This window comes from Glaciecola nitratireducens FR1064 (assembly GCF_000226565.1).
Classification (GTDB): Bacteria; Pseudomonadota; Gammaproteobacteria; order Enterobacterales; family Alteromonadaceae; genus Glaciecola; species Glaciecola nitratireducens.
Genome location: NC_016041.1, coordinates 3155214 through 3179251 on the forward strand (window position 1 = coordinate 3155214; position 24038 = coordinate 3179251).

23 protein-coding genes are annotated in these 24038 nt (G+C 41.9%); 10 read left to right on the forward strand and 13 right to left on the reverse strand.

The genetic code is table 11. The features are described from left to right. Positions 1 to 13 precede the first annotated feature (13 nt). On the forward strand, positions 14 to 289 hold the full coding sequence (locus tag GNIT_RS13525; protein ID WP_014109815.1) for a peptidylprolyl isomerase: 276 nt from the start codon (positions 14 to 16) through the stop codon (positions 287 to 289). A gap of 90 nt (positions 290 to 379) precedes the next feature. Here the strand turns inward: GNIT_RS13525 and GNIT_RS13530 are convergent, their stop codons facing one another. The 3 genes from GNIT_RS13530 to GNIT_RS13540 form a co-directional block, all read right to left on the reverse strand. Next, complete coding sequence (locus GNIT_RS13530) at positions 380 to 1945, reverse strand: SulP family inorganic anion transporter (RefSeq protein ID WP_014109816.1); 1566 nt, start codon at positions 1943 to 1945, stop codon at positions 380 to 382. 98 nt (positions 1946 to 2043) lie between these two features. Further along, positions 2044 to 2358 (reverse strand): BolA family protein, encoded by a 315-nt coding sequence (locus GNIT_RS13535; RefSeq protein ID WP_014109817.1) that lies wholly within the window; start codon positions 2356 to 2358, stop codon positions 2044 to 2046. A gap of 116 nt (positions 2359 to 2474) precedes the next feature. Further along, positions 2475 to 3083, reverse strand: coding sequence for an alpha-ketoglutarate-dependent dioxygenase AlkB family protein (locus GNIT_RS13540; RefSeq protein WP_041246435.1), 609 nt, complete (start codon positions 3081 to 3083; stop codon positions 2475 to 2477). Positions 3084 to 3136: 53 nt separating this feature from the next. Here GNIT_RS13540 and GNIT_RS13545 point away from each other — a divergent pair, with 53 nt between their 5' ends. The 4 genes from GNIT_RS13545 (at position 3137) to GNIT_RS13560 (ending at position 8279) form a co-directional block, all read left to right on the forward strand. Further along, positions 3137 to 4309 (forward strand): methyltransferase, encoded by a 1173-nt coding sequence (locus GNIT_RS13545; protein WP_014109819.1) that lies wholly within the window; start codon positions 3137 to 3139, stop codon positions 4307 to 4309. Between the two features lies 1 nt (position 4310). After that, positions 4311 to 4922, forward strand: coding sequence for a peptidylprolyl isomerase (locus GNIT_RS13550; RefSeq protein WP_014109820.1), 612 nt, complete (start codon positions 4311 to 4313; stop codon positions 4920 to 4922). A 116-nt stretch (positions 4923 to 5038) separates the two neighbouring features. Beyond that, positions 5039 to 6679, forward strand: a complete 1641-nt coding sequence (locus GNIT_RS13555) for an acetolactate synthase large subunit (protein ID WP_014109821.1) — start codon at positions 5039 to 5041, stop codon at positions 6677 to 6679. 163 nt (positions 6680 to 6842) lie between these two features. Then, positions 6843 to 8279: an aldehyde dehydrogenase family protein gene (locus GNIT_RS13560; RefSeq protein WP_014109823.1), complete on the forward strand. Its 1437-nt coding sequence runs from the start codon at positions 6843 to 6845 to the stop codon at positions 8277 to 8279. A 162-nt stretch (positions 8280 to 8441) separates the two neighbouring features. Here GNIT_RS13560 and GNIT_RS13565 read toward each other — a convergent pair whose 3' ends face one another. Beyond that, the gene (locus GNIT_RS13565; protein WP_014109824.1) at positions 8442 to 9278 is read right to left on the reverse strand and encodes a cation diffusion facilitator family transporter; all 837 of its coding nucleotides are present in this window, start codon (positions 9276 to 9278) and stop codon (positions 8442 to 8444) included. A gap of 229 nt (positions 9279 to 9507) precedes the next feature. On the opposite strand from GNIT_RS13565, the gene GNIT_RS13570 reads away from it, so the two are divergent. The 4 genes from GNIT_RS13570 (at position 9508) to GNIT_RS13585 (ending at position 12755) form a co-directional block, all read left to right on the forward strand. Further along, positions 9508 to 10197, forward strand: a complete 690-nt coding sequence (locus tag GNIT_RS13570; protein ID WP_041246436.1) for a pseudouridine synthase — start codon at positions 9508 to 9510, stop codon at positions 10195 to 10197. Between the two features lie 341 nt (positions 10198 to 10538). Continuing rightward, entirely contained in the window at positions 10539 to 11189 is a 651-nt protein-coding gene (locus tag GNIT_RS13575) for a peroxiredoxin (protein ID WP_014109827.1), read from the forward strand. Between the two features lie 192 nt (positions 11190 to 11381). After that, the gene (locus tag GNIT_RS13580; protein ID WP_014109828.1) at positions 11382 to 11804 is read left to right on the forward strand and encodes a cytochrome c; all 423 of its coding nucleotides are present in this window, start codon (positions 11382 to 11384) and stop codon (positions 11802 to 11804) included. A 264-nt stretch (positions 11805 to 12068) separates the two neighbouring features. Continuing rightward, entirely contained in the window at positions 12069 to 12755 is a 687-nt protein-coding gene (locus GNIT_RS13585; protein WP_014109829.1) for a DUF2202 domain-containing protein, read from the forward strand. A 100-nt stretch (positions 12756 to 12855) separates the two neighbouring features. Here GNIT_RS13585 and GNIT_RS13590 read toward each other — a convergent pair whose 3' ends face one another. From GNIT_RS13590 to fdhF, 3 genes are read right to left on the reverse strand one after another with little or no spacing between them, the layout of a single operon-like run. Next, positions 12856 to 13707, reverse strand: a complete 852-nt coding sequence (locus GNIT_RS13590; protein ID WP_014109830.1) for an FAD/NAD(P)-binding protein — start codon at positions 13705 to 13707, stop codon at positions 12856 to 12858. After that, positions 13695 to 14771, reverse strand: a complete 1077-nt coding sequence (locus GNIT_RS13595) for a 4Fe-4S dicluster domain-containing protein (RefSeq protein WP_014109831.1) — start codon at positions 14769 to 14771, stop codon at positions 13695 to 13697. Before GNIT_RS13595 ends, GNIT_RS13590 begins: the two co-directional genes overlap by 13 nt. Positions 14772 to 14786: 15 nt before the next feature. Further along, complete coding sequence (gene fdhF, locus GNIT_RS13600; RefSeq protein WP_014109832.1) at positions 14787 to 16892, reverse strand: formate dehydrogenase subunit alpha; 2106 nt, start codon at positions 16890 to 16892, stop codon at positions 14787 to 14789. 377 nt (positions 16893 to 17269) lie between these two features. Here fdhF and GNIT_RS13605 point away from each other — a divergent pair, with 377 nt between their 5' ends. Further along, complete coding sequence (locus GNIT_RS13605) at positions 17270 to 17614, forward strand: PBPRA1643 family SWIM/SEC-C metal-binding motif protein (protein ID WP_014109833.1); 345 nt, start codon at positions 17270 to 17272, stop codon at positions 17612 to 17614. Positions 17615 to 17811: 197 nt separating this feature from the next. Here GNIT_RS13605 and GNIT_RS13610 read toward each other — a convergent pair whose 3' ends face one another. Genes GNIT_RS13610 through acsA form a run of 6 tightly spaced genes read right to left on the reverse strand, consistent with a single transcriptional unit; the run spans position 17812 to position 23987 of the window. Then, positions 17812 to 18636 carry a formate/nitrite transporter family protein gene (locus GNIT_RS13610; protein WP_014109834.1) on the reverse strand — a complete coding sequence of 275 codons (825 nt, stop codon included), beginning with the start codon at positions 18634 to 18636 and terminating at the stop codon, positions 17812 to 17814. 50 nt (positions 18637 to 18686) lie between these two features. Beyond that, complete coding sequence (locus tag GNIT_RS13615; RefSeq protein WP_014109835.1) at positions 18687 to 18932, reverse strand: acyl carrier protein; 246 nt, start codon at positions 18930 to 18932, stop codon at positions 18687 to 18689. Next, positions 18929 to 20200: a dihydrolipoamide acetyltransferase family protein gene (locus tag GNIT_RS13620; protein WP_014109836.1), complete on the reverse strand. Its 1272-nt coding sequence runs from the start codon at positions 20198 to 20200 to the stop codon at positions 18929 to 18931. The genes GNIT_RS13615 and GNIT_RS13620 overlap by 4 nt, the downstream gene beginning before the upstream one ends. Continuing rightward, the gene (locus GNIT_RS13625) at positions 20197 to 21192 is read right to left on the reverse strand and encodes an alpha-ketoacid dehydrogenase subunit beta (protein WP_014109837.1); all 996 of its coding nucleotides are present in this window, start codon (positions 21190 to 21192) and stop codon (positions 20197 to 20199) included. Before GNIT_RS13625 ends, GNIT_RS13620 begins: the two co-directional genes overlap by 4 nt. Then, complete coding sequence (gene pdhA / locus GNIT_RS13630; protein WP_238526901.1) at positions 21189 to 22202, reverse strand: pyruvate dehydrogenase (acetyl-transferring) E1 component subunit alpha; 1014 nt, start codon at positions 22200 to 22202, stop codon at positions 21189 to 21191. Before pdhA ends, GNIT_RS13625 begins: the two co-directional genes overlap by 4 nt. Before the next feature lie 33 nt (positions 22203 to 22235). Further along, the gene (gene acsA / locus GNIT_RS13635; RefSeq protein WP_014109839.1) at positions 22236 to 23987 is read right to left on the reverse strand and encodes an acetate--CoA ligase; all 1752 of its coding nucleotides are present in this window, start codon (positions 23985 to 23987) and stop codon (positions 22236 to 22238) included. Positions 23988 to 24038 lie beyond the last annotated feature (51 nt).

A 24038-nucleotide genomic window follows, 5' to 3' on the forward strand; every position in this document is an offset into this window, starting at 1 on the left:
GGTATTTTAAACTATGAAAGCATCTGCATGTCATATCCTGGTCAAAACGAAAGAAGAAGCTGACCGTATTAAATCTCAGTTAGACAAAGGTGCAAACTTTCAAACGTTAGCTAAGAAGCATAGCTTATGCCCTTCGGCCAAGAAAGGTGGAGACTTAGGTGAATTTCGCCGTGGTGACATGGTGCCAGCATTTGAAAATGTCGTATTTAAAAAAGAAATATTGACCGTTCATGGCCCTGTAAAAACACAATTTGGTTTTCATCTTATAAAAACGCTTTATAGAGCTTAGTGCCTTTATAGCTTTAGCAAAACTAAGGGAGCATATCATTGCGATAGAGCTCCCTTTTTATTGTCTCAATTAAGTGAGTGCAGCCAAGCGCTAGCCTAAGGTATCTGAAGCAACCCGATATCGTGGATCTTCATTCACGTTAATTTCAACGTACTCACCGGCCTTTTTAAGCAACACTCTGCATTCAGGACTGATATGCCTGATGTGCAGTTTTTTACCTTGCTCCTTGTATTTGTCAGCGAGGCCATCTAATGCATCAATGCCAGATGAATCCCAAATTCGTGATTCTTTAAAATCAATAACGACATCACTAGGATCGTTCTGCGGATCAAATATTTCTCTAAAATGAGTGACCGAGCCGAAGAAAAGAGGCCCTTCTAAATCGTAAACTTTCCAACCATCATCATCCGTATAATTCTTTGCCATAATGTGTGTCGCATGTTTCCAAGCGAATACCAGCGCAGACACGATAACACCGACCACAACAGCTATGGCCAAATCGGCAATAACAGTCACCCCTGTTACCAAAAACAAAACAAAAGCATCTTCTTTATTCACGCCGCGAACAATTCTGAAAGAGGCCCATTCAAATGTCGCGATAACAACAACAAACATAACGCCAACCAATGCTGCCAGTGGAACCATTTCGATAAGCGGCGCTGCGAATAGGATAAAACCAAGAAGTACCAATGCCGCAGTGATGCCGGATAACCGTCCTCGCCCGCCTGAATTGATATTGATCATACTCTGACCGATCATGGCACAACCACCCATACCACCAAAGAAACCATTAACCGTATTAGCCACACCTTGACCCACACATTCTTGATTACCACGACCTCTGGTATCCGTCATCTCGTCGATGAGCGACAAGGTTAATAATGATTCAATCAGGCCTACAAGCGCCAAGATAACTGCCGTTGGTAAAATAATGTAGAGTGTTTCAAGGGTAAAAGGGATAACGGGAATTGCGAAGGTTGGTAATTCGCCGGCTAAAGTAACCGAATCTTGCTGCGCCTCTGGCACCATTTCTCGAACGAAATCGATGACCGTTCTTGCGTCCAAATCGAAACCGTGCACTATCGCAGTGACGGCAGCGATCGCGACTAAAGAGGCTGGTATTGCTGTCGTCAATTTTGGCAATAAATAAATTATCGCCATCGTTAAACCGACTAAACCAAGCATGATGTAGAGCGCCGTCCCACTCATCCACTCTAGGTCGCCTAAAGGCCCCATTATTTTAAACTGACCCAATTGTGCTAGAAAGATAACAATCGCTAAGCCATTGACGAATCCGAGCATAACCGGATAAGGCACCAAACGAATGAACTTACCAAGCTTGAATACACCGGCCATGATTTGCAAAAAGCCCGCTAATATCACAGCGGCAAACAAATATTGAACACCATGTTGAGCAACTAGAGCAACCATGACTACCGCCATCGCGCCTGTTGCACCTGAAATCATTCCAGGGCGACCACCTATTGCAGATGTTATCAGTCCCATCATGAAAGCGGCGTATAAACCAACCATGGGTTCAACACCAGCTACAAACGCAAATGCCACCGCTTCAGGAACTAAAGCAAAAGCAACGGTGACACCAGAGAGAATGTCATTCTTCACATTCCCTTTGGTACCATTTATCAAATTAAACATACTTATATTTCTATTGTTTCAAAATTGGCGCGAGTCTAGCAGATAATATGCTCAATTTCTTTTAACAGAATGTTAAAAATGCTGTGTTTACTCTAATTTTACTTGGCCCCTCCTCCCAAACAATTTGGAGAATCGGGAGACACGCCATGCTTCTTATTCCATTCCTCTAAAGTATAGGTATGCTGAGCTAATGCATGCACCGGACCCGCCAATTCCTCTGACAATAGTTGATTTACTGAACGCTGTCGTTGAATCAACCTTTTACCCTCGAAGTCACTTGAAACAATCGTCACTTTGAAATGGGTTTCTGAGTTTGCAGGCACGTTATGCATATGACTTTCGTTTAATACTTCCAAATATGATAACTCGAAGTTTTTATTTAGTTTATCAATAATACCTTGCTCTACTGTCATTTCGTCTCTCTCTTTATTGTTGTCATTCGCAATAACACATTCTTAAATTGGCATGCCGTTAATTCAACATGCTGTTAAACAAGACACACCTATTTACACTCAAGTCATAAAATTACCTACACCATAATTTTGCGAAAAGTGAAGTTTAACCGAGGTTCAATTTGTTTTTTTGTCTTAGCAATTCCATGCTGCCAGTATTTTTGAGTCTTGCCACTCATAATCAATAATGAGCCGTGTTCCAATGGCAATCTGAACTTTTCACCATTAACTTTATGCTTGAAGTCAAAGTTTCTTGCTTCACCTAAAGACACCGAGGCAATTATTGGTTCCGGACCAAGTTCTGGCTCATTATCAGAGTGCATTCCCATGCTATCTTTCCCGTACCGATAAAAATTAGCCAACACTGAGTTAAATGATGAGCCACATTGCCGTTCGCATTTTACTTTCAATTTATGCAGGTCGTCCTGCCAAGGAAGTGGTGACATTTTCACCCCTGAATACTCATAATCTGTTCCAGCATCACCATACCAAGCTTGCAGTCGAGGTATTTTTACCGTTTTACCAAAGATTTTAATAAGCCCTTCGCTCCAATCCAGCTCTCGTTGGAACAGCTCATACAATGAATCAGCTGTTTTATTATCGAGCCAATTAGCTAAATATTGTACCTTTGCATCAGCCAAGGGTAGACTCTGCGGACTGTTATTGGAAAAAAGACATTGCTGCATAAAATCTCAGAAATTAGGTTGAGTTGCTCAAAGTCGACAACACGAGTAATTCAATGAATACACACTTTACTGTATTTGAGCGCAATTTACATTTAGAACGTTACCCAGCGAAGCATCAACATGTCAGCCTTCAAGCATGGGATGCCGCTGATGAGTACATTATTGAGCATGTTGAAACCTGCTCATTATTAACGAACAGCTCAAATAAAGACACACCTGTTATCGTGATTAATGACGACTTTGGCGCCTTGACCTGTTGGTTTAGCGACAAAAATCCGATCTTTATTTCAGACTCATGGATTTCTCATAAAAGTGTTATGACAAATCTCATGATCAATGGATTGGAAACCGACAATGTCGAATTCTGTGATGCACTGACTGATCTCAAGGACATAATTAATACAAAAGCGAAAGTTGTATTGATAAAAATACCACGCTCACTCGCGCTTTTAGAGCAACAGCTCATAACGCTGCAGTCTGTGTTAGATAAAGATTCGACTATTATTGCAGCAGGTAAAGTAAAAACCGTACAAAACTCTGTTTTGAAGTTATTCGAAAAATACATCGGCAAAACAACAACGTCTTTAGCAAAAAAGAAAGCTAGGCTGATTTTTTCAAAATATGACGGCATCAAAACAGAAAAATCCCCCTATCCCACAATCGTATCTGACCCGTTAATACCATTTTCTCTTAGCAATCATGCAAATGTATTTTGCCGAGAACACTTGGATATTGGTGCTCGAATATTATTAAAGAATCTGCCAAATGCACTTGATAAAAAGGTGATTGATTTAGGCTGTGGCAATGGCGTAATAGGTGTGTCTATATTGGACCAAAACAAAGATGCACATGTCACCTTCGTGGATGAGTCATTTATGGCGGTTGAATCGGCAAAAGAAAATGTAATGAACCACATTGGCAATCTAGACCGAGCAACATTTATCGTCAGTAATTGCTTAGAGGAATTGTTAAAAGTTGAATCGTCGAACTATGACATCGTGCTATGTAACCCGCCATTTCATCAACAAAACACAATTACTGATCACGTGGCTCATCAAATGTTTAACGATGCTAAAATGGCACTCAAGCATGGCGGGGAATTAAGAATCGTAGGTAATAGACACTTAGATTATCCAATAAAGTTAAAGAAACTTTTTGGTGGTTACGAAGTCATTGATAGTAATAAAAAGTTCAGTATTTTATCAACTTACAAAGCAAGGCAATAACATGACTAGACTGGCATTATCGTTTCTCGCTCTTTTTGCAATCAGCTTTAGCTTAGCGGCTAACACACAGAAGCAGCCCGGTGAAAACATCCAGAAAGACAATTATTATCCAATGGTGAAGTTTGAAACAAGCTTGGGTGATTTAGTTATCGAACTGAATAGAAGAAGAGCCCCTGTTACCGTTAATAATTTCTTAAACTACGTTGTAAGAGGTGAGTTTGACAATACTCTGTTTCATCGCGTTGTTACGGGTTACATAGTGCAAGGTGGTGGTTACGCGCCTGAATATAAAGAGAAAAAAGCTGGTCGCACAATTATAAATGAATCGGGCAACGGGCTAAAAAATGAAATGTATAGCATTGCGATGGCAAGAGAGGACGACCCGCATTCTGCAAAACGTCAGTTCTTTTTTAATATGAAGGATAACGATAATTTGGATCCGGGGAAGACTTGGGGCTATGCCGTTTTCGGCACCGTAATTGAAGGCACTGATGTGCTTGATAAAATTGGACTAGTCGAAACAGAATACAAAGCTCTTATTCGTTTTCAAGACGCTCCAAAAGAAGATGTGGTGCTGATCTCAGCCACGGTTTTACCCGAACCACAATTATAAATTAATGGCGCTCCCAACGTTATTGAAGAATTAGCTAAATACATTATTCTTAAACTGAATATGTATTTCGAGTTTACCTGTCTATACTGAACACTTAGTTAAGAAAAAGGAAAATGATGAAAGCATCTGATTTAATGGTAAAAGCGCTAGAAGCAGAAGGCGTTGAGTATATTTTTGGTATACCGGGGGAAGAAAACCTCGATTTATTAGAATCCTTACGTAGTTCATCCATCAAACTTATTCTAACCCGGCATGAACAAGGTGCCGGCTTTATGGCGGCCACTTATGGTCGTTTGACCGGAAAAGTCGGCGTTTGTTTATCAACCTTAGGCCCTGGCGCAACAAATTTAGTAACCCCGGCAGCATATGCACAACTCGGTGCCATGCCCATGCTGATGATCACCGGACAAAAGCCCATCAAGACCAGCAAGCAAGGACGATTTCAGGTCATTGATGTTGTCGATATGATGCGCCCTATTACAAAATATACGACGCAAGTTGTCAGTGGTGACCGCATACCTTCCGTTGTAAGAGAAGCATTCAGACTGGCTTCAGAAGAGCGACCTGGTGCAGTCCATATTGAACTTCCAGAAGATATTGCTGATGAATCAACAAGCGCTCACTTGTTAAAACCAAGCGTCGCTAGAAGACCTATTGCAGAATATAAGGCCATTAGCCGCGCTGTCGATATGATTGAAAAAGCAAAATCGCCAGTGCTCTTGATAGGAGCAGGCGCGAATCGAAAACTCACAGCTAAAATGCTTCAAGAGTTTGTCGACAAAACTGGAATTCCTTATATAACAACACAAATGGGTAAAGGCGTTTTAGATGAAAGTGGAAAATTGTTTATGGGCAACACAGCGTTGTCTTCAGGCGATTTTGTTCATCGAGTTATTGAAAGAGCTGATTTAATTATCAACGTTGGACATGACGTTGTTGAAAAACCCCCTTTCTTTATGGAGGACGACAGTCAGCAGGTCATTCACATTAACTTTGATTCTGCAGCGGTTGACCCTGTCTATTTCCCACAGTTAGAAGTTATTGGTGACATAGCAAACAGTATTTGGCAAATCAAAGAAACCATAGAGCCGCAAGATAGTTGGAAGCTTGAGTTTTATAGAGATGTTCATGATGCCTATATTGAGCATAGAAACGCATCAGAAGATGATGACCGTTTTCCTATATTACCCGAACGGTTTGTTCGAGAAATCAGAAAAGCCATGCCCAAAGACGGTATTGTTACCTTAGACAACGGCGTTTACAAAATTTGGTTTGCTCGCAACTACCCAGCGTATCTGCCGAACACAGTGCTACTCGATAATGCGCTAGCAACCATGGGTGCAGGACTGCCTTCAGCAATTGCGGCGAAGCTCGTTTATCCCGAGAAGGCTGTTATTACCGTTTGTGGTGACGGTGGTTTTATGATGAATAGTCAGGAATTAGAAACGGCGGTTAGGCTAAATCTGCATATTGTCGTCATCATACTGCGTGATGATGCCTATGGAATGATTAAGTGGAAGCAAGCCAACATGGAGTTTGAGAACTTCGGTTTAGACTATGGCAATCCAGATTTTGTTAAATATGTAGAATCATATGGCGGCAAAGGCTGGCGAATATCAGCAACCAAAGACTTACTGCCTACCGTACAAAAATGTTTAACCGAACCCGCTGTTCATCTTATAGATGTGCCGGTTGACTACAGTCTTAATGATGAAACGTTGAACAAAACGATTCGAAAGCTTAGTGCGAAGCTATAATTTCTAAAAATATGCTAACTCAGTGAATCTAAATAAAGAAAGCTAAATAAAGACACACCTATTAAGCGCTTTTCATTATTTTCACCACCGAGCTTAAAATAGCACCTAAAACTAGACACACCTGTTTCACAATAAGGTGTGTCTTTATAAAAGGACAATAATCATGACAAAGCTAGCGAAACAATATCCCTACTATCTTGCAAACAAAGCTGTGTTTGCCAATCAAGACTTAGAAGTAACTAACAAATATACAGGCGAAGTCGCCACAACGGTTGCGCTGGCTGACGCAGAGATAATAGATAAAGCCATTGATGCGGCTGAAAAAAGTCAGAAAATTCTGAATAAGATGCCTCCTTACAAGCGCCAACAAATATTAGAGCACTGCGTAACAAGATTTAAAGAACGATTTGATGAGCTCGCTTATGCTTTGTGTATCGAAGCAGGAAAACCGATTAAAGATGCGCGCGGCGAAGTAACAAGGCTAATTGACACCTTTAAAATTGCTGCTGAAGAGTCAGTACGAATTGAAGGAGCGGTAATTAACTTAGAAATTACCGAGAGAGCAAAAGGATACCAAGGACAATACAAGAAAGTACCGATTGGCCCTTGTTCATTCATTTCGCCCTTCAATTTTCCTTTAAACTTAGCCGCTCACAAAGTCGCACCTGCGATTGCTGCTGGTTGTGCTTTTGTATTAAAGCCTGCAAGCAGAACGCCAATAGGAGCGCTCATTATTGGTGAAGTACTTGCCGAGACAGACTTACCCGACGGTGCATTTTCAATACTCCCTTGTAGCAGAGATGGCGCAGATCTATTCACAACTGACGACCGCTTCAAGCTATTAAGCTTTACAGGTTCACCAAGCGTAGGTTGGGAACTGAAAGCAAAAGCGGGCAAAAAGCCTGTCATCTTAGAATTAGGCGGCAACGCTGGCTGCATAGTCGACCATGATACCGATCTTGATGACGCTATCGAACGAATCGTCTTTGGTGCTTATTATCAATCAGGCCAGAGCTGTATTAGTGTGCAGCGGATTTTCATTCATGAATCAATATATGAAAAATTCAAAGCTGCTTATAAAGAAAAAGTGGCGAACTTGGTTCACGGTGATCCTCTAAACGAAGATACATTCATCGGTCCAATGATTTCTGAATCAGAAGCTAAACGTCTTGAAGGCTGGATAAAAAATGCAGTTAACGCCGGAGCAAAACTGCTCTGTGGCGGCTCAAGAGAGGGACTTATGCTGCAAGCCGCATTGCTTGAAGACGTGCCTAGAGACTGCGAAATAAATGCCGAGGAAGCATTTGGCCCGGTATCTACCATTGCGCCGTTTTCCGATTTCGATGAAGCGTTAAAACAAGTCAACGATAGTCAATTCGGTTTGCAAGCGGGTATCTTTACAAAAGACATTTACAAAGCTCATAAAGCTTGGGATGAACTAGATGTAGGTGGCGTAGTTATTGGTGATGTGCCTAGCTGGCGTGTTGATAATATGCCATACGGAGGAGTAAAAGAATCAGGGCTCGGTCGCGAAGGTATCAAGTATGCGATAGAAGACATGACTGAGATTAGGTTAATGGTTTTGCGCACACCGCAATAGCAAGCAGGCGGAACTTACATCAATGATGTGAGATTCTGCACAAGGAATGCGACTCATATCAAGATGGACTTAGAGTCGCATTTTCATTTCAGCTAAACTTGTATGCAAGCACAGATTACGATTGGGCTTGCATTACATTACTCTGTTTTTGTTCCCTTTATTTCAACTATCCGGCTCTACATGCACAGTTGTGTCGTGAATATTGAACTGTTGCGCTAACATATTCTCAATCTGGTCAGCAATATTGTGAGACTCAAGCAACGATAGTTTAGCCTCCACAGCAACCGTAACATCAGCGAAGTGTTGCTTTCCCATACTTCGTATTCTGAGTTTTTTCACCGACGTAACATTAACTAATTGCTTAATGCTTTTTTTTACAACACCGTGATCAAAGTGACTTTGATCCACTAAAATAGGCACCGCTTTTGAAAATAAACGATACGCTAGTACACCAATCATAACCGCCACAATGAGCGCAAACAAAGTATCAACCCAGTACAAGCCCAAAGCAGCTAGTTGCCATCCGACAATAGCAGCAACCGACGTTAGGACATCACTAAACGTGTGACTGGCATCAGCATGCAAGAGATCTGATTTAAGTTTCTTGGCCCAATACCTCTCCCAAAGGGATAGCGTTAAATTAATGACAACAGCAACAACGAGCACAATCAAACCGACCTTGTTTTGCTCAACTACGTCTGACGACCTAGAAATTGCCCTAATTACCACTTCAATAGCAACAACAAAAAGTAATGTTGCCAAAAAAAATACCGCTAGTTGTTCAAACTTTTGATGACCATAGTGGTGATCATCGTCCGCTGGTTTTTCGCTCATTCTAATTGCTAAAAAAGCAACGACGTTGTTAATAAGATCAGTAAACGAATGCAGAGCATCTGCCGTAAGTGCCGCCGAACCCGTAATTATGCCGACGATAAGTTTAGTCACAATCATCAATAGGTTAACCAGACCTTCTATAATGAGCACGCGTTTTACATTCATTTATCTCGGCCTAGTGATAATTCTGATAGAAAATAAGCATCGCTTGTTTGATAGTAAGCATAACAACCCAAGCGATAATACAGCGTTACAAAAGTAGTGTGATTGATGCTGATCAAGCCCTTCCAACTAAGTTTTACTATATTTGTTCATATGACAATAATCAGCCGTTGACAGTTAACATATCGAAAAGCTAAGGTCTTGTCCTTTATTATCCTTGCTATTACTTACCATGCGCCTCGATAAATTTGTTTGCAAAAGTACAGAGTTGACAAAAAGCCAAGCAATCGAATGTATCAAGCTTGGAGAGATATACGTGAATGGCAAAGTCATCACGAATGGAGCGACTCAGGTTCATGAAAGTAATAAGGTAGCCTGGAATGAGCAAACGCTAAAAGCACGCGGTTTTCGTTATATTTTGATGCATAAACCAGCCAATACGATTTGCTCAAATGTTGATGAAGTCTATCCCTCAGTGTTCAATTATCTACCCGTTGAAAAGCTCTCAGAACTTCATATTGCCGGACGTTTAGATGCCGATACAACCGGATTAATTTTGATTACTGATGACGGCCGCTGGTCATTTTCTATTACCAGGCCATCGCGAAATTGCCCTAAAGTGTATCGAGTTCACTTGTCAAAAGAACTAACAGCCGATGCTGCTATCGCATTAAAAAAAGGTGTGCAGTTGCAAGGAGAGCAACAATTAACACGGCCTGCAACTTTACAAAAAATCGGTTCGCGTGAAGCATTGCTGACCATTACAGAAGGTAAGTTTCACCAGGTAAAGCGCATGTTTGCTGCTGTCGGTAATCGCGTGGTTTCGCTTCACAGAGAAAGAATTGGAGATATTCATCTTGATGTTGAAGTGGGTCAGTGGCGTTATTTAACGGATGATGAAGTGAAGTCTTTTGTAAACTAAATTGAAGCCAATATTTGCAAAATAAAATACTAAAAGTCTGTTTTATCCCTCGCATAGAGAGTGACAAAGCAGTTGACGGTGCATTAGCTTCGGCTAGAAAGAACTGAGATAAAATACAACGATAAAGGTGTATTTTTGAAACATTCGCTCACTCTCCGTATGCCCTCACCACGCCTAATACCTTTTAAGACCTTATCTCTTATTGTTTAAAAAACTGCATAAACCCAAACTCATCGTTTTTTACGATTAGAACAACTGGTTTTACTTATTGTCTTTTGGTATATCTTATAACTATTATAAGTTTGTCCTTTGGCACAACTTACAATATTTGGAGAATACAAATGAGTGATACAAATGAAAAAACAACGCAGTTTCCGCAACTAAATAAGCCTGCACCCTACTTCGATGCAAAAACAACACACGGTCAACGTACATTAGAAGATTATAAAGGAAAGTGGCTGGTACTTTTCTCTCATCCTGCAGACTTTACACCTGTTTGCACCACTGAGTTTATTGCGTTTGCTGGTGTCGCGAAAGAATTTGCGGACATGAATACTGAACTATTAGGCTTATCAATTGATAGTGTTCACGCTCACATTGCATGGGTGCTTAACATTAAAGAGAAATTCAATGTCGATATCCCTTTCCCAATTATTGCCGATCTATCCATGGATATAGCAAACTCATATGGCATGGTTCAGTCGGGCGCTAGCGATACTTCAGCAGTGCGTGCTACCTTTATTATTGACCCAGAAGGTATATTGAGAGCAATGGTCTACTACCCAATGAGTAATGGGCGCAGTGTTGATGAGTTTGTGAGACTGGTTAAAGCAATGCAAACTAGCGATGCTAATTCAGTAGCAACCCCAGAGAACTGGAAAGAAGGTGAAGAGGTGATTGTCCCGCCGCCACATACTGTCGCCGATGCTAATGGCCGAAAAGAGAAAGGCTATAACTATGTTGATTGGTATTTCAGCAAAAAATCGTTGTAACCAAGACCGATTGAGTCCGAGACCTATCTCGGACTCCTCACCTTTTTTGCTGCACCCTGCAGCTTTTCTAACGATGCCGTCTCAGATTTATTTAAAGGAATTCGTGGCACTGAACTATGGCCTCAAACTTGCTAAACAATGTTTACTATATTACCGACATACAAGCATCGTATATAAGGCAAAGGAAAAATCATGAAAGCAAAACTAGTTATTGGATTGTTGTTGGTCAGCTCAGCTGCTCTAGCAAGTGATGAAAACATTGCGTCAACGGACGCGCGAACACCGATTAATTTGAACGTTCAGCAAAAAGATTTTGTTCTGGAACGGATGCGTCGGATGTTAGAAACACTAACCGGTATCCAGCAATCTTTAGTGCAAGGATCACCAGAAAAAGTGGATAATTTAGTAAGCTTACTATTTGAATATACGAGAGAAAATCATCCTGATGGTTTACATGACTCAATGCCAGTTGGATTTCAACAAATGAGCAAACAAATGAACAGTCAATGGAAAGCGCTAGCCAAAGAAAATACAGATGCGGTGCTAATACAAAAAGAAATTGTGACAATTATGTCTACATGCAACGCGTGCCACCGCTCATATAGAATTGAGTAGCTTTTGCGTTAGGCGAACAAGATGAGACAGAACGCAAGAATCGTTTGAATGGTGTCGAATATGTCATTCTTATTGTCGAATTTGTCATTTTTAAAGTAAATAAAATTAGAAATTTTCGCTAGGTTTTAAAAATATTCTATAAATCAACCGTATTTCACTCTTTTAAATGTGGTACAGCAATTGCTAAACGCCTATGCAACCTGCAAAAAATTAGCCTTATGAGGCACATTTTTCAAGCCGACAAACCAGACAAGAGAGCATCCCATGAAAAAATTAATTGCGCTGAGCACGATTTTATTGACTCTATTTATCCTAAACGCGTGCGGCGGAAGCTCAAACTATACACCCCCACTAGTCGAAGTTGACTTAGATGGTTCAACCACAATTAACTCCAATACACTTGCCAGCAACCTCAATAATATTCTGCCAAGTGATTTATCAGCTGCTGAAGAGGAAAGCCTAGCCTTTATGCGAGAAGAGGAAAAGCTAGCCAGAGATGTATATACCGCCCTACATAACATATACGGGCAAAAGATATTTACTAATATTGCTGCAAGTGAGCAAACCCACACAGACGCTGTTCTTGCGCTTATTGAACGATATGAATTAGTCGATCCAATGCAAACTGATACTTTTGGCATATTTGTCAATAGTGAACTGCAACTCATCTACGATACGCTGGTAACATCAGGCTCAATTTCACTGTTAGAGGGTTTATTTGTTGGTGCTACCGTTGAGGAGTTAGATATTTATGACCTACAAAACCAAAAAGACAATGTAATTGATAACGCTGACATTATTTACGTTTACGATAACTTGTTGAAGGGCTCTCGCAATCATCTGCGCTCGTTTGATAAGCAAATCAAAAATAATGGTGGGGTTTATACTCCGGTTTATATTAGCCAAGAGCTATACGACAGTATTATTAACTCTTCAATAGAAAGAAACTAGTATGAAAAGGCGTTCATTATTGCTCGAATTAGATTGCTGTTTCCTCTTGACAGAGGCTAACTTAGCGCTGCGGTTTTGCCAAAAAGAACAGTCGTAAATATTAACAATACTGAAAGTGTTCCATATATCCAGATAAGCCAGTATTGTGATTATTCTCAAATGCAATGAGTTCATCATAACAGTAGCTTGGGCCCTGTTTACACGCGTAACTACTGCCTATGTAACAATGACCACAAAGACCGACACCACAGCGCATCCTGCGCTCAATAGACAGCCAAATATCTGAGCTTTCAAAACCTAAACCTAAGCACATTTTTGCAATATCTTTCATCATCGCTTCAGGTCCACAAGTGAGCAGCATATTAGGCTGGCGATGACATTGACTTAATACAGTAGAAAGATATTGCGTCGGTAGTCCAGAATGGCCCCTATCACCTTGAGTATCGAGTGTTTCAAATACCTTAATTTTTGAATTCCAGCGAGCCCTTTCCTGTTTTAGCACTTGCGACTCTTTGTCTCGAGCAGCATATAAAAGCGTGACCGAAGCAGCTCTACCGGCCTCTATTAAATAATCAATTGCGGTTGAAACTGGCGCTAAACCACATCCACCAGCCACAATTAGCACTTCTTTTTGGTGTATTTGTGCCACTGGCCAACCATTACCATGAGGTCCGTTGTATCCCAAAAGGTCCCCTTTCTTTAAGGTGAATAATTTATCAGTTAATTTTCCTACCTTTCTAATAAGCGCCGTAAAGCGACCTTGATTATCGGGAAGTGAAGTATACGTAAATGGCGCTAATCCTGCGCCTGGAACAGTCAACATAAAAAATTGCCCAATCGCAATAGGCTCTTTATGTGCAAAGCCTTTAGGCTCAAAAGTAAAATGTCGACTGTCTGTTCCATCTTCATAAAAATCGACTATGCGAATAGTTTTCGGAGTTAATTGCAGCATACTTGATCAATCCTTTTCATAACAGAATGGACACCAATTGTGCCTGGGCAAGTTTGCTCACACCGCCCACATCCGACGCAACCATATCGATTAAACTGGGGAAGGTATTCGTCCGAAAACTTATGAAACCAAAACCGTTCTACTCTTTGAGCTGCATTACTACTGGGGTTATGCTGGCTAGCCTCACGCTGAAATGATTCAAATAGGCACGAATCCCAAAGGCGGACTGTTTTTGATTGCGCCGTTCCTGAACGCGCTGTGTTAGCAGCTGGCTCTGGTTCAATAACTTCAAAAGTACTATAACAAGAGCACGTGGGACAAAGGCTTGTGCAACCCGAGCAACTCAAACATCTAACACTCAATTCCTCCCATAATTCAGCCGGAATTGAGTTATCGTTTAGGTACTCAATTGCATTGGTAATATAGCCAAAGTCGGCAAACTTAGAACGTACTTTATGACCTAGTTTGGTTCGCAATTTTAGGTGCTCTTTTTCCGCTTTTTCGAGCTCAATATGCTGCAAGCTATGTGCGCCTTTTTCGCTCGTTGCAACAATAAGCCACTGAGATATATTTGATTGTTCATAAGTGTTCAAACGGCTTACTATCAAATCTGAAGTTTCACTATTAACATGTGGGCCAGCATTCACCTCTGGACAAAAACCGTTTTCACAAGGAGCCTCGCAATCAATGCCAACCAACAGCACACTATTGCGCCTTTTCTGATAGTAAGGGTCGTGTCTGAAAAACTGATCTTGGTATGCGATTGCCGTTAAATCGCAAGCTTGAACTCCCAACAGGACAATGGGTTTAATCTCCGGCTGTATGGTTTCAAAAGTATTTCCATCAAATTTATATAAAGGCTCTTGCTCTGGGAAGAAAAATGCCTTCGGAGAGCTCAGCGGCAAATGAGCATGGCCAAACAAAGGCTCAGTAGCCCCTTCATCTGCTTCAGCCCAATACACTTCATTAGTGCTGCCTTTAGTCAGCTGCACCACTGTGTAATGCTTAGCAAGATGGTTGCTTAATAGGCTTAAATCGTTGAGTAAATAGGCATCGTTAACCATGTTCATTCCTTTGGCTTATTGAACAACTCTGTTTTCTATATTGTTTGATATAGAAGAAGGGTGAGGCGATTGATTGTCTGGCAATGGGACAAGCCTAACTGCACAAACCTTAAGCTCTGGCATTTCAGTTGTAGGGTCCATCGCATCATTTGTTAGTAAGTTAGAAGGTGCCTCTTTAAAATGGTAAGGCATACTCAGCAAGCCCGGCACCAGTTGATCGCTCAAAACAATACGTGTTTCAAGGTAACCTCGCCGAGAAGAAACAGTTACCGCTTGATGGTTTTTTAAGCCAAGATCCACAGCATCTTGAGGGTGAATAAACAGCATCCCGTTTGGTGTCTCTCGCTCAAGTAAAGGCGATTGGCGAGTCATGGAACCACAACCATAATGATAATGCAGTCTTGTCGTCGTAAACCAAAAAGGATACTCAGCATTAGGTTGCTCATCACTGGACACTTGATCAACCGCAATAAGCTTTCCTTTTCCGATGGGAAATACATTAGTGTGTAGCCAACGAGTGCCCATTGGGTGCTCAGCGTTGCATGGCCATTGCAAGCCGTTTCGTTCAGCCAAATGAGCGTAATTCATCCCACTGAACGAGTTAGTCAATTGCGCCATTTCATCAAAGACCTGCTCGCTACTTTGCCAATTCATCAAATTACCTGCGCCCATGGCTTTGGCAAGCGCACAAAGTATTTGCCAATCAACCTTAGCTTCTCCTGGTGGTTCAATGGCTTTATGGATTAGTTGAACTCGGCGTTCGCAGTTTGTGAAGGTTCCTTGTTTTTCAGCAAAACTAGCAGCAGGCAAAATAACGTCTGCCATTTTGGCTGTTTCAGTCATAAACAGCTCCACAACCACCAGCATGTCCATCGCCCTCATGCCCAGTTCAACCTGATTACGATCAGGGTCGGTTACAACAGGATCCTCACCAAAAATAATTAGCCCTCTGAAATTACCATTGCGCGCCTGATTGCTCATTCCAAGTGAGGTTAACCCTGGTGCTTTGGGCACATTAGTGCGCCAAGCACAGCTAAACTTGGCTCGAACTTTTTCATCAGCCACACTTTGATAATCCGGATACACGTTGGGCAAACTTCCCATGTCACAGGCACCCTGCACATTATTTTGCCCGCGCAAGGGATTTATACCCGTGCCTTCCCTACCAATTTGTCCACAAACAAGCGCAAGATTTGATACTGCAATTACATTATTTGTACCACTGATGAATTGCGTAATTCCCATTCCGTAAGCAAGAAAAGCGGCATTTGCTTGGCTATATAGTTTGGCAGCTTCGACTAACTTTTGACCTTCCACCCCAGTCAGTTTTACAACTTTTTCGAGGGAATAATTAGCAACATGTTCTTTCAATGCGTCTACGCCCTCGCAACGGCGCGCAAGAAAGTCACCGTTTTGCCAATTATGCTGAAAGATAATATTCAGTAAACCATTCAACAGCGCGATGTTGCTTCCGATCTTAAGCTGCAGATGCAAATCGGCAATCTGTGCAAGGCGGGTTTGGCGAGGATCGATAACAATAAGTTTAGCACCTCGAAGCTTTGCCCGCATAATGTGCCCGCCAATAATTGCATGATTTTCGGTAGAGTCTGCGCCGATCACCAAAATGACGTCGGCCTTGCTCACGTCATCGATACTGTTTGTCATTGCACCCGAACCTACCGTTTGTTTCAGGCCCACAACTGAAGGGCTATGACAAATTCGCGCGCAATGATCAACGTTATTGGTTTTTAATACGGCCCGAGCAAACTTTTGTGCGGCGTAGTTATCCTCGTTTGTTGCTCTCGCACTGCTAATTATGCCTACAGTTGAAGAGCCACTTTCACTTATAAAGGTGTTTAAATTTTTTGCGATATAGGATAGAGCCTTTTGCCAAGTCACCGTTTCAAATAGCCCATTCTTTTTCATTAACGGTTGAGTTATACGATTATGCTTATTTATCCCAAATGGGGTATTCCACCCCTTGGCGCATAACTTACCTTGGCTAATGGGGTGCGCGCTAATTGGCTTTACAGCGTTTATAGTGCCGTCTTGCACAACGAGGCACATACCACAGCCGACCCCGCAAAATGGACATATGCTATTAACGTGAGTTTGACTCATAAACAGCCCTACTGGTTTATCAATTGACACCTATTACAGTAGACTGTGATAAAAAAAAATTGATGCTTATCAATATTCTGATATTTAAGTGGTTTATCACTTATTACTTCTACTTGAACAAGATGTAAACAACCGCAAACCGTCAAGCAACAATAAAGTACTATTCTTGATAAGAAATTATCACACGATTGCACAGTAGAATGTTTTTGAAATAGTAAATTCAACACAGCGATGTATGGGCTGCATCACACTATTCAGCTAGGATGGTGTTATTAAACAGATACTTCCCAACATTTGGCTGTGTTACACTCCGCACCCCTCGATAATGGCTACTGTTTAGCTCGTTATTTTTGCTATTACATTAGGTAAAATAGGTTATGTCAGATAAATTTTTTTTCATGGGCCGTCAAGATCCTCGCCAGAGTCACATTAAATATGGAAACGATAAAAAGCCAAATACGAAGGCTGGTAGTAAAAAGTACCCGTTAACTTTAATCGTCACTAGTGAAGTCAGAAAGCAAGAAGTTGAGGCGCTAATAGCAGATGCTAACTTGTATGCTGTTATCAACATCGACAATAGCGAAGGCGCGGTTGAGTCAATAGATGAGCTGAGTGCGATTTTAAGCAAAGCTGAGACTGTAACTGTAAACAAAGTTACGCTGCGCAATGATCCGTGTGTTTGTGGTAGTGGTAAAAAATATAAAAAGTGTTGTGGTAAATAGGTACCGTTGAAGTGAGCCAAATCGCGCGGTTACTCAGTGTTGATACGCTTTGATTTATTGGAAGCTAGATTGGGAACGACAGCCATCGCTGCGCCTAGCGTTGGCTTTATACTAATCAATCTTAATAGTGGCAGAATATGCGACGTTATCGCTGTTTTAAATAACTGACGCTGTAAAGTAAGCAGCCACGGTATTGCTCAGTTTACTTCCTTATTTCTTTGATAAATAAGGTGATACACCAGCCCCACAAATACGCCGCCACCCATCAAATTTCCGCAGATAACCAACAATACGTTTTTCATAAAGTCGTAAATCGAAATCACATTCGAGCCGATTTCAACAACAGCAAAGTATTGGATTAGTAAGGTAACAGGGTAGAAATACATGTTTGCCACACTATGCTCAAAACCTGCAGCAACAAACCCAGTAATAGGAAAAATAATCGCAATGATTTTGTCGGTTACTGTTTTTCCAGCCAGCGTCATCCAAACGGCCATACACACCAAAATATTACATAGCACGCCTCTAAAGATGGCCTCCGTAGTAGATAACCCTGTTTTTGCTGCCGCAATATTGATGTACTGTTCAGCAATTGCACCGTCGTTCATAAGCAAATGCCCAGACAAAAAAACGAGCACTGCCATGCCAATCGCCCCGATGAAATTGGCAATACATACCACCAGCCAATTTCTTAAGAGGTCATATAAAGAAATCTTTTTGTCTGCCCATGCCATCACAATTAGGTTATTACCAGTAAACAGTTCTGCACCAGCCACAACCACTAAAATAAGACCGAGACAAAAGGCCAAGCCTCCTAATAGTTGAGCACTGGCAAAGCTTAGGGTGGGGTCTGATTTTACTAAGACATACAGCATACCGCCAAGCCCAATAAAAGCACCGGCTAAGACGCCTAACATTACCAGTGGAATGAAAGCGATTTTTGCTTTTCTTACGCCAACTTCGTCAACTTTAACTGCGATTTGTGCGGGTGAATAGGCACTAAATCCAAAAATATCGTCCATTTTTCCCCCTCTAGCGGAAATCACTGTTCTTAAATGTAGATTAATAACTGCTACTTTTTACTTTCTATATACTCAATCATCGATTGCAACGTATTGACTTGGTCATAATCACTCTCTGAAATTGTGACGCCAGTTTCCAAATTAACCGCTTCAAGTAAGTTCATGAAATCAATAGAATCTAAATCGAGCTCTTCTCTAAAATCTTCATTCGGATCAAGTGACTCAATATCAGCCTCAGGAGCAATTTCCAAAATAAGGCGAGTGATCACTGTTTTTAATGTTTGCTCATTGTTCATATTAGCCTCTCGGGGGTTTGTAAGAGTTTATTGATTTTATTTAATAAACGAGCGCCTGAATGACCATCGCTAACTCGGTGATCTGCGGCCAAACTGATAGTAACAATAGTGGCAGCAACAATAGCGTCATCTATAACCCATGGCATTTTGCGTGATCTACCTAGACCGAAGATAGAAACTTGAGGTGGAAAAATAATATTTTGCATGCTGTCTGCGCCTCTATCCCCAATGCTTGAAATAGTCACGCTGGCCTCTGTTACTTCAGACATCCTCAGGCCTCCTTCTCTTGCTCGAGTTACTTGATCTCTGAGCTTATCCATTAACTCAATTGTACCTAAGCCTTGTGCATCTCGAATTGCAGCAATCATGAGCCCCCCTGTTCGCAAACTAATCGCATGCCCTAAATGCACCGTTTCAGATGGTTGATACTGATCATCGTTATAAAAACCATTAAAAGCAGGGAAATCCACTAACGCGCGAGCAATAGCACAATAAATCATAGCGTTAACTAATACTCGCTTGCTTGGAGGTAAGTCAGCGTTATGCGCACTTAAACAGTCAAGCGCCTTATCTAATGCAACATCAAGTTGTAAATAATAGTGAGGTATCTCGCGTTTTGAACGGCTAACGTTAGCGGCAATGGCTTGGCGCATCATTTCAGCGGGTGTAGACTTAGGTTTTGTGGATTTCGATTTTGCAGACGAATCAACTGTCATGCTAAATGTATCATCAATGTCTTGCAGAATAATCGCGCCGTCAGGGCCCTGTCCATGACTTATTTGACGCCAATTAACACCAAGATCTGCTGCACGTTTTCTCGCCGCTGGAGAAATAGCTAGGGGTTTATCTGTTTCTATTATTTCGTTTTGTTGGCTTAATTTGCTGTCAGTTTCAACGCGCTGACTCTTTGTGTTCAGTTCTCGTTCCTTAGGCAATGCCTTATTTTGTGATGCTGTATCGAGATTCGTTTTAAGATTCTCAGATGTATCACTACTTGGTTTTTCTATAACATTTGTGTTTTCATCATTTTCACTAAGCAACCGTAACTGAGCGATAGGAGCGCCAATATTAAGTTCTTCACCTTCTGAGGCCGACAGAGAATCAATGACACCATCGTCAAACACCTCCATATCTATAAGCCCTTTCATGGTTTCGATGGTTGCAACGATATCTCCCTTTGACACATTATCACCGACTTTCACATGCCATTGTGCAAGGGTGCCTGTAGCCATATCTGAGCCAAAAGAAGGCATAGTAAGTGTTTTCATGATACGGTTTCTTTGTTTAATAAACCCAGTACTGCATTAACAATCTTTTCAACTTGCGGTGTTACTGCGTCCTCTAAATGTTTAGGATAGGGAATAGGCACCTCTTCACTGCACACCCGTATTGGCGGTGCATCAAGTGACCAAAAACAGTTTTCAGCAACTAACGCGCATAATTCGCCCGCTAAACTGCCCGTACGCCACCCCTCGTCGACCACCAGTAAACGATGGGTTTTGTTGACTGATTCGAATATGGTTTTTGTATCCAGAGGTCTTAAGCTTCTTAAATCTATGACTTCAACGCTGACATCTTGTTGTGCTAATTGACGGGCAGCTTCTAAGGCTTTTGGTAGTGAACCGCCATAGGTCACTAAGCTAATGTCTTCACCTGATTGCCGAACTAGTGCGCTATGCATATCAGGGCAATCCTCTGGTGCAGGATTGATGTCTGATTCGTTATAAAGCATAACGTGTTCGAAAAATATCACCGGATTCGGATCTTTTAACGCCATACTCAGCATATAGCGCGCGTCAGCCACTGTGGCAGGTGCTAATACCTTGATCCCTGGAACATGTGCGTACCAATTTTCAAGACTATGGGAATGCTGAGCGGCAAGTTGTTTTCCTGCCCCAGTAGCCATTCGAATCACGATGGGAATACTGATTTGATTGCCTGACATGTGACGTATTGTAGCGGCATTATTCACAATTTGATCCAGCGCGAGTAAACTGAAATTAACGGTCATAATTTCGACAATAGGCCGCATTCCACCTATTGCAGCACCAATGCCCGCACCAACGAATCCAGATTCGGAGAGAGGCGTATCGACAATACGATCTGGCCCAAAAGTTTCAGATAAGCCCTTGGACACCGCATAACATCCGCCGTAATTACCCACATCTTCGCCCAATAAAAACACACGTTCATCTGCGTTCATAGCTTCTTCGATAGCTAATCTAAGCGCTTCTCTATAGCTTAACTGTTGTTCGTTCAAGAGTTTTCCTCCGCATAAACACCAAGGTATAAGTCTCTTACATCTTCAAGCTCGGACTGTTCGGCGAAAGCGATAGCTTGGTTTATTTCATCAGCAACTTCATCTTCAATTTGACTCAATTCATCCGCAGCCAGCTTTCCATTCGCTTCTAGCCAACGTTTTAATTTTATAATCGGCCCTTTGCTTTTCCACTGCTCCACTTCATCCGCATCGCGATATAATTGTGTATCAAACATAGAGTGGCCGCGGAAGCGATAGGTATTGCACTCTAATAAACATGGCCCTTCACCATTTCTAATACGGTGACAGTACTGACTTGCTGCTGACTCAACCTCTACCACATTCATGCCGTCAACCGCATGCGCTGCTAAGCCATAGCTTTGTGCTTTACGAAAAATATGCTGTTGGGATTCTGAAATAGCTAAGGCAGTACCCATCGCATAACCATTGTTTTCACATACAAATAGAATTGGTAATTGCCACAATTTTGCTAAATTGAGACTTTCATGAAACTCACCTTCCGCCACGGCTCCTTCACCAAAAAAACAGGCAACAACATTGTTTTTATTTTGCATTTTATTGGCTAAGGCTAAACCAACAGCCAGTGGCAAGGCTCCAGCAACAATGGCATTACCTCCATAAAACTGCTTTTCAACATCAAAAATATGCATTGAACCACCACGGCCTCGGCTGCTGCCGGTTATCTTGCCAAACATTTCTGACATCACCTTATTCATACTTAAGCCTCTCGCGATGGCATGACCATGCTCACGATAAGTCCCAAACACAGCGTCCTCGGGCTTCAACGCTTGCATGACCCCCACCGCAACAGCCTCCTCCCCAATATACAAATGTAAAAAGCCTCGAATCTTCTCTTGTGTATATAATTCGGCGCACTTTTCTTCAAATCGGCGGATCCTCAACATCTGCTTAAAAAGGAACTTAATATGCGCTATGTCCATGTGTATCTTGTTGTTTTCAGTGTGCATAATCTTTGTACTCTGACTCATCGTTATTTTGTTAGCGATTTATATTGAGCTACTTTAGTCACTTTCTAGTGTAGAAATATCTCCCTCAGGAAGACCGAGCTCTCGGGCCTTTAACAATCTGCGCATTATTTTTCCGCTGCGCGTTTTTGGCAGGTTTTGTTTCACGCTAATCTCTCTGGGAGCGAGTGCGGAGCCTAATTTTTTGCGGGCATGAGCCATGATGCTTTTACGTAAAGCGGGATCATCTTCATAGCCGTCTTTGAGAGCAATGAATGCTTTTACTAATTCACCTGCAATGGCATCAGGAACACCAACTACGCCAGCCTCTGCCACCGCAGGGTGTTCAAGCAAAACACTTTCTATTTCGAACGGGCCGATTAAATGCCCCGAAGATTTAATCAAATCTGAACGACGACCCACGAACCAAAAATAACCATCTTGGTCTTTGTATGCTAAGTCACCACTTAGATACCAATCGCCGTTAAAACACGCTTGATAGCGTTTACTTTCATGCAGGTAATCGCGAAACATAGAGGGCCAACCTTTTTTGAATGCTAACTCCCCAGTTTCGTTAGGTTTGCTGAGTTCAACCAAATGCCCCTGTTCATCTACTCTAACAATACCAGCTTGGATGCCAGGCAACGGCCGTCCCATCGACCCTGGCCTCACATCTTCACTCATAAAATTTGCAAGCATGATGCCGCCGGTTTCAGTTTGCCACCAGTTGTCATGGAATACGTTACCTAGGTGCTTCTGACTCCACACCACAGCTTCAGGATTAAGCGGTTCTCCGACGCTCGCCAAGAAGCGTAAAGCAGATAGGTCATATTGTTCACACAGCTCGTTGCCCGCTTTCATTAACATGCGAATGGCTGTTGGTGCGGTATACCAAATATTGACATGTTCTTGCTCTAATATGCTGTACCAACGATTGGCGTCATATTCAGCATTATCAACGATTAATGTTGCCCGGTTGCATAGGGGCGAAATTACCCCATAAGATATTCCGGTAACCCAGCCGGGGTCGGCGGTGCACCAATAAACATCTTGAGGGTGGATATCTAACGCGTAATACCCTGAATACTTGTGATATATGACAGCGTCATGTACATGCACAACGGCTTTTGGTGTCCCAGTGGTACCGCTAGTAAAATGTATTAGTGCCTTATCTTCAGGGTCGGTTGCGTATATATTGAATAGATCGCTTTGTGTTTCTAAAGTTTGGTCTAAGTCGATGCAGTCACTTGGGCATTCTCCCTCGCATTCATACAGTAATACCGTTTTTAAACTCGGGCATTCGTTGCGCCACGCAGCTATTTTCTTCTTATAAAGCTTGCCACTCGTGAGCAATGCGACAGCTCCACCTATGGTCATTCTGGCTTTTATCGGTTCTGAACCAAAGGCTGAAAACAAAGGACTAAATACAACTGCCGATTTTAAACAACCGATAACCGCGGCATATAAAATAGGAGTACGATCGGTCAAGCTACAAAGTAAATCCCCTTTCTCAACGTTCACACTTTTCAAAAGGTTTGCGAAACGATTGCTCATTTGCTGCAGCTGGGTATATGAAAGTGCTTTACGCGTTTTTTTTTGGTCTAAGAAGATTAGCGCTTCTTGACTTCCAAATCCGTCGTCAACATGTCGGTCTGCGGCTTCATAGCCCATATTGATGCCGCCTTTATATCCTCTAATCATTGCTTTGGCTTTATGCCATTTAAAATTGTCATAGCTGTGCTGATAACTGAGCATATTAGCTGGTCTATGCGTTTTATTTACGTCTTTTTTAATTGGGGCGTAACCCATGTCAGCTCCCTTGCATCTAATTGCGAAAACACTCAACGTAGACTAATTAAG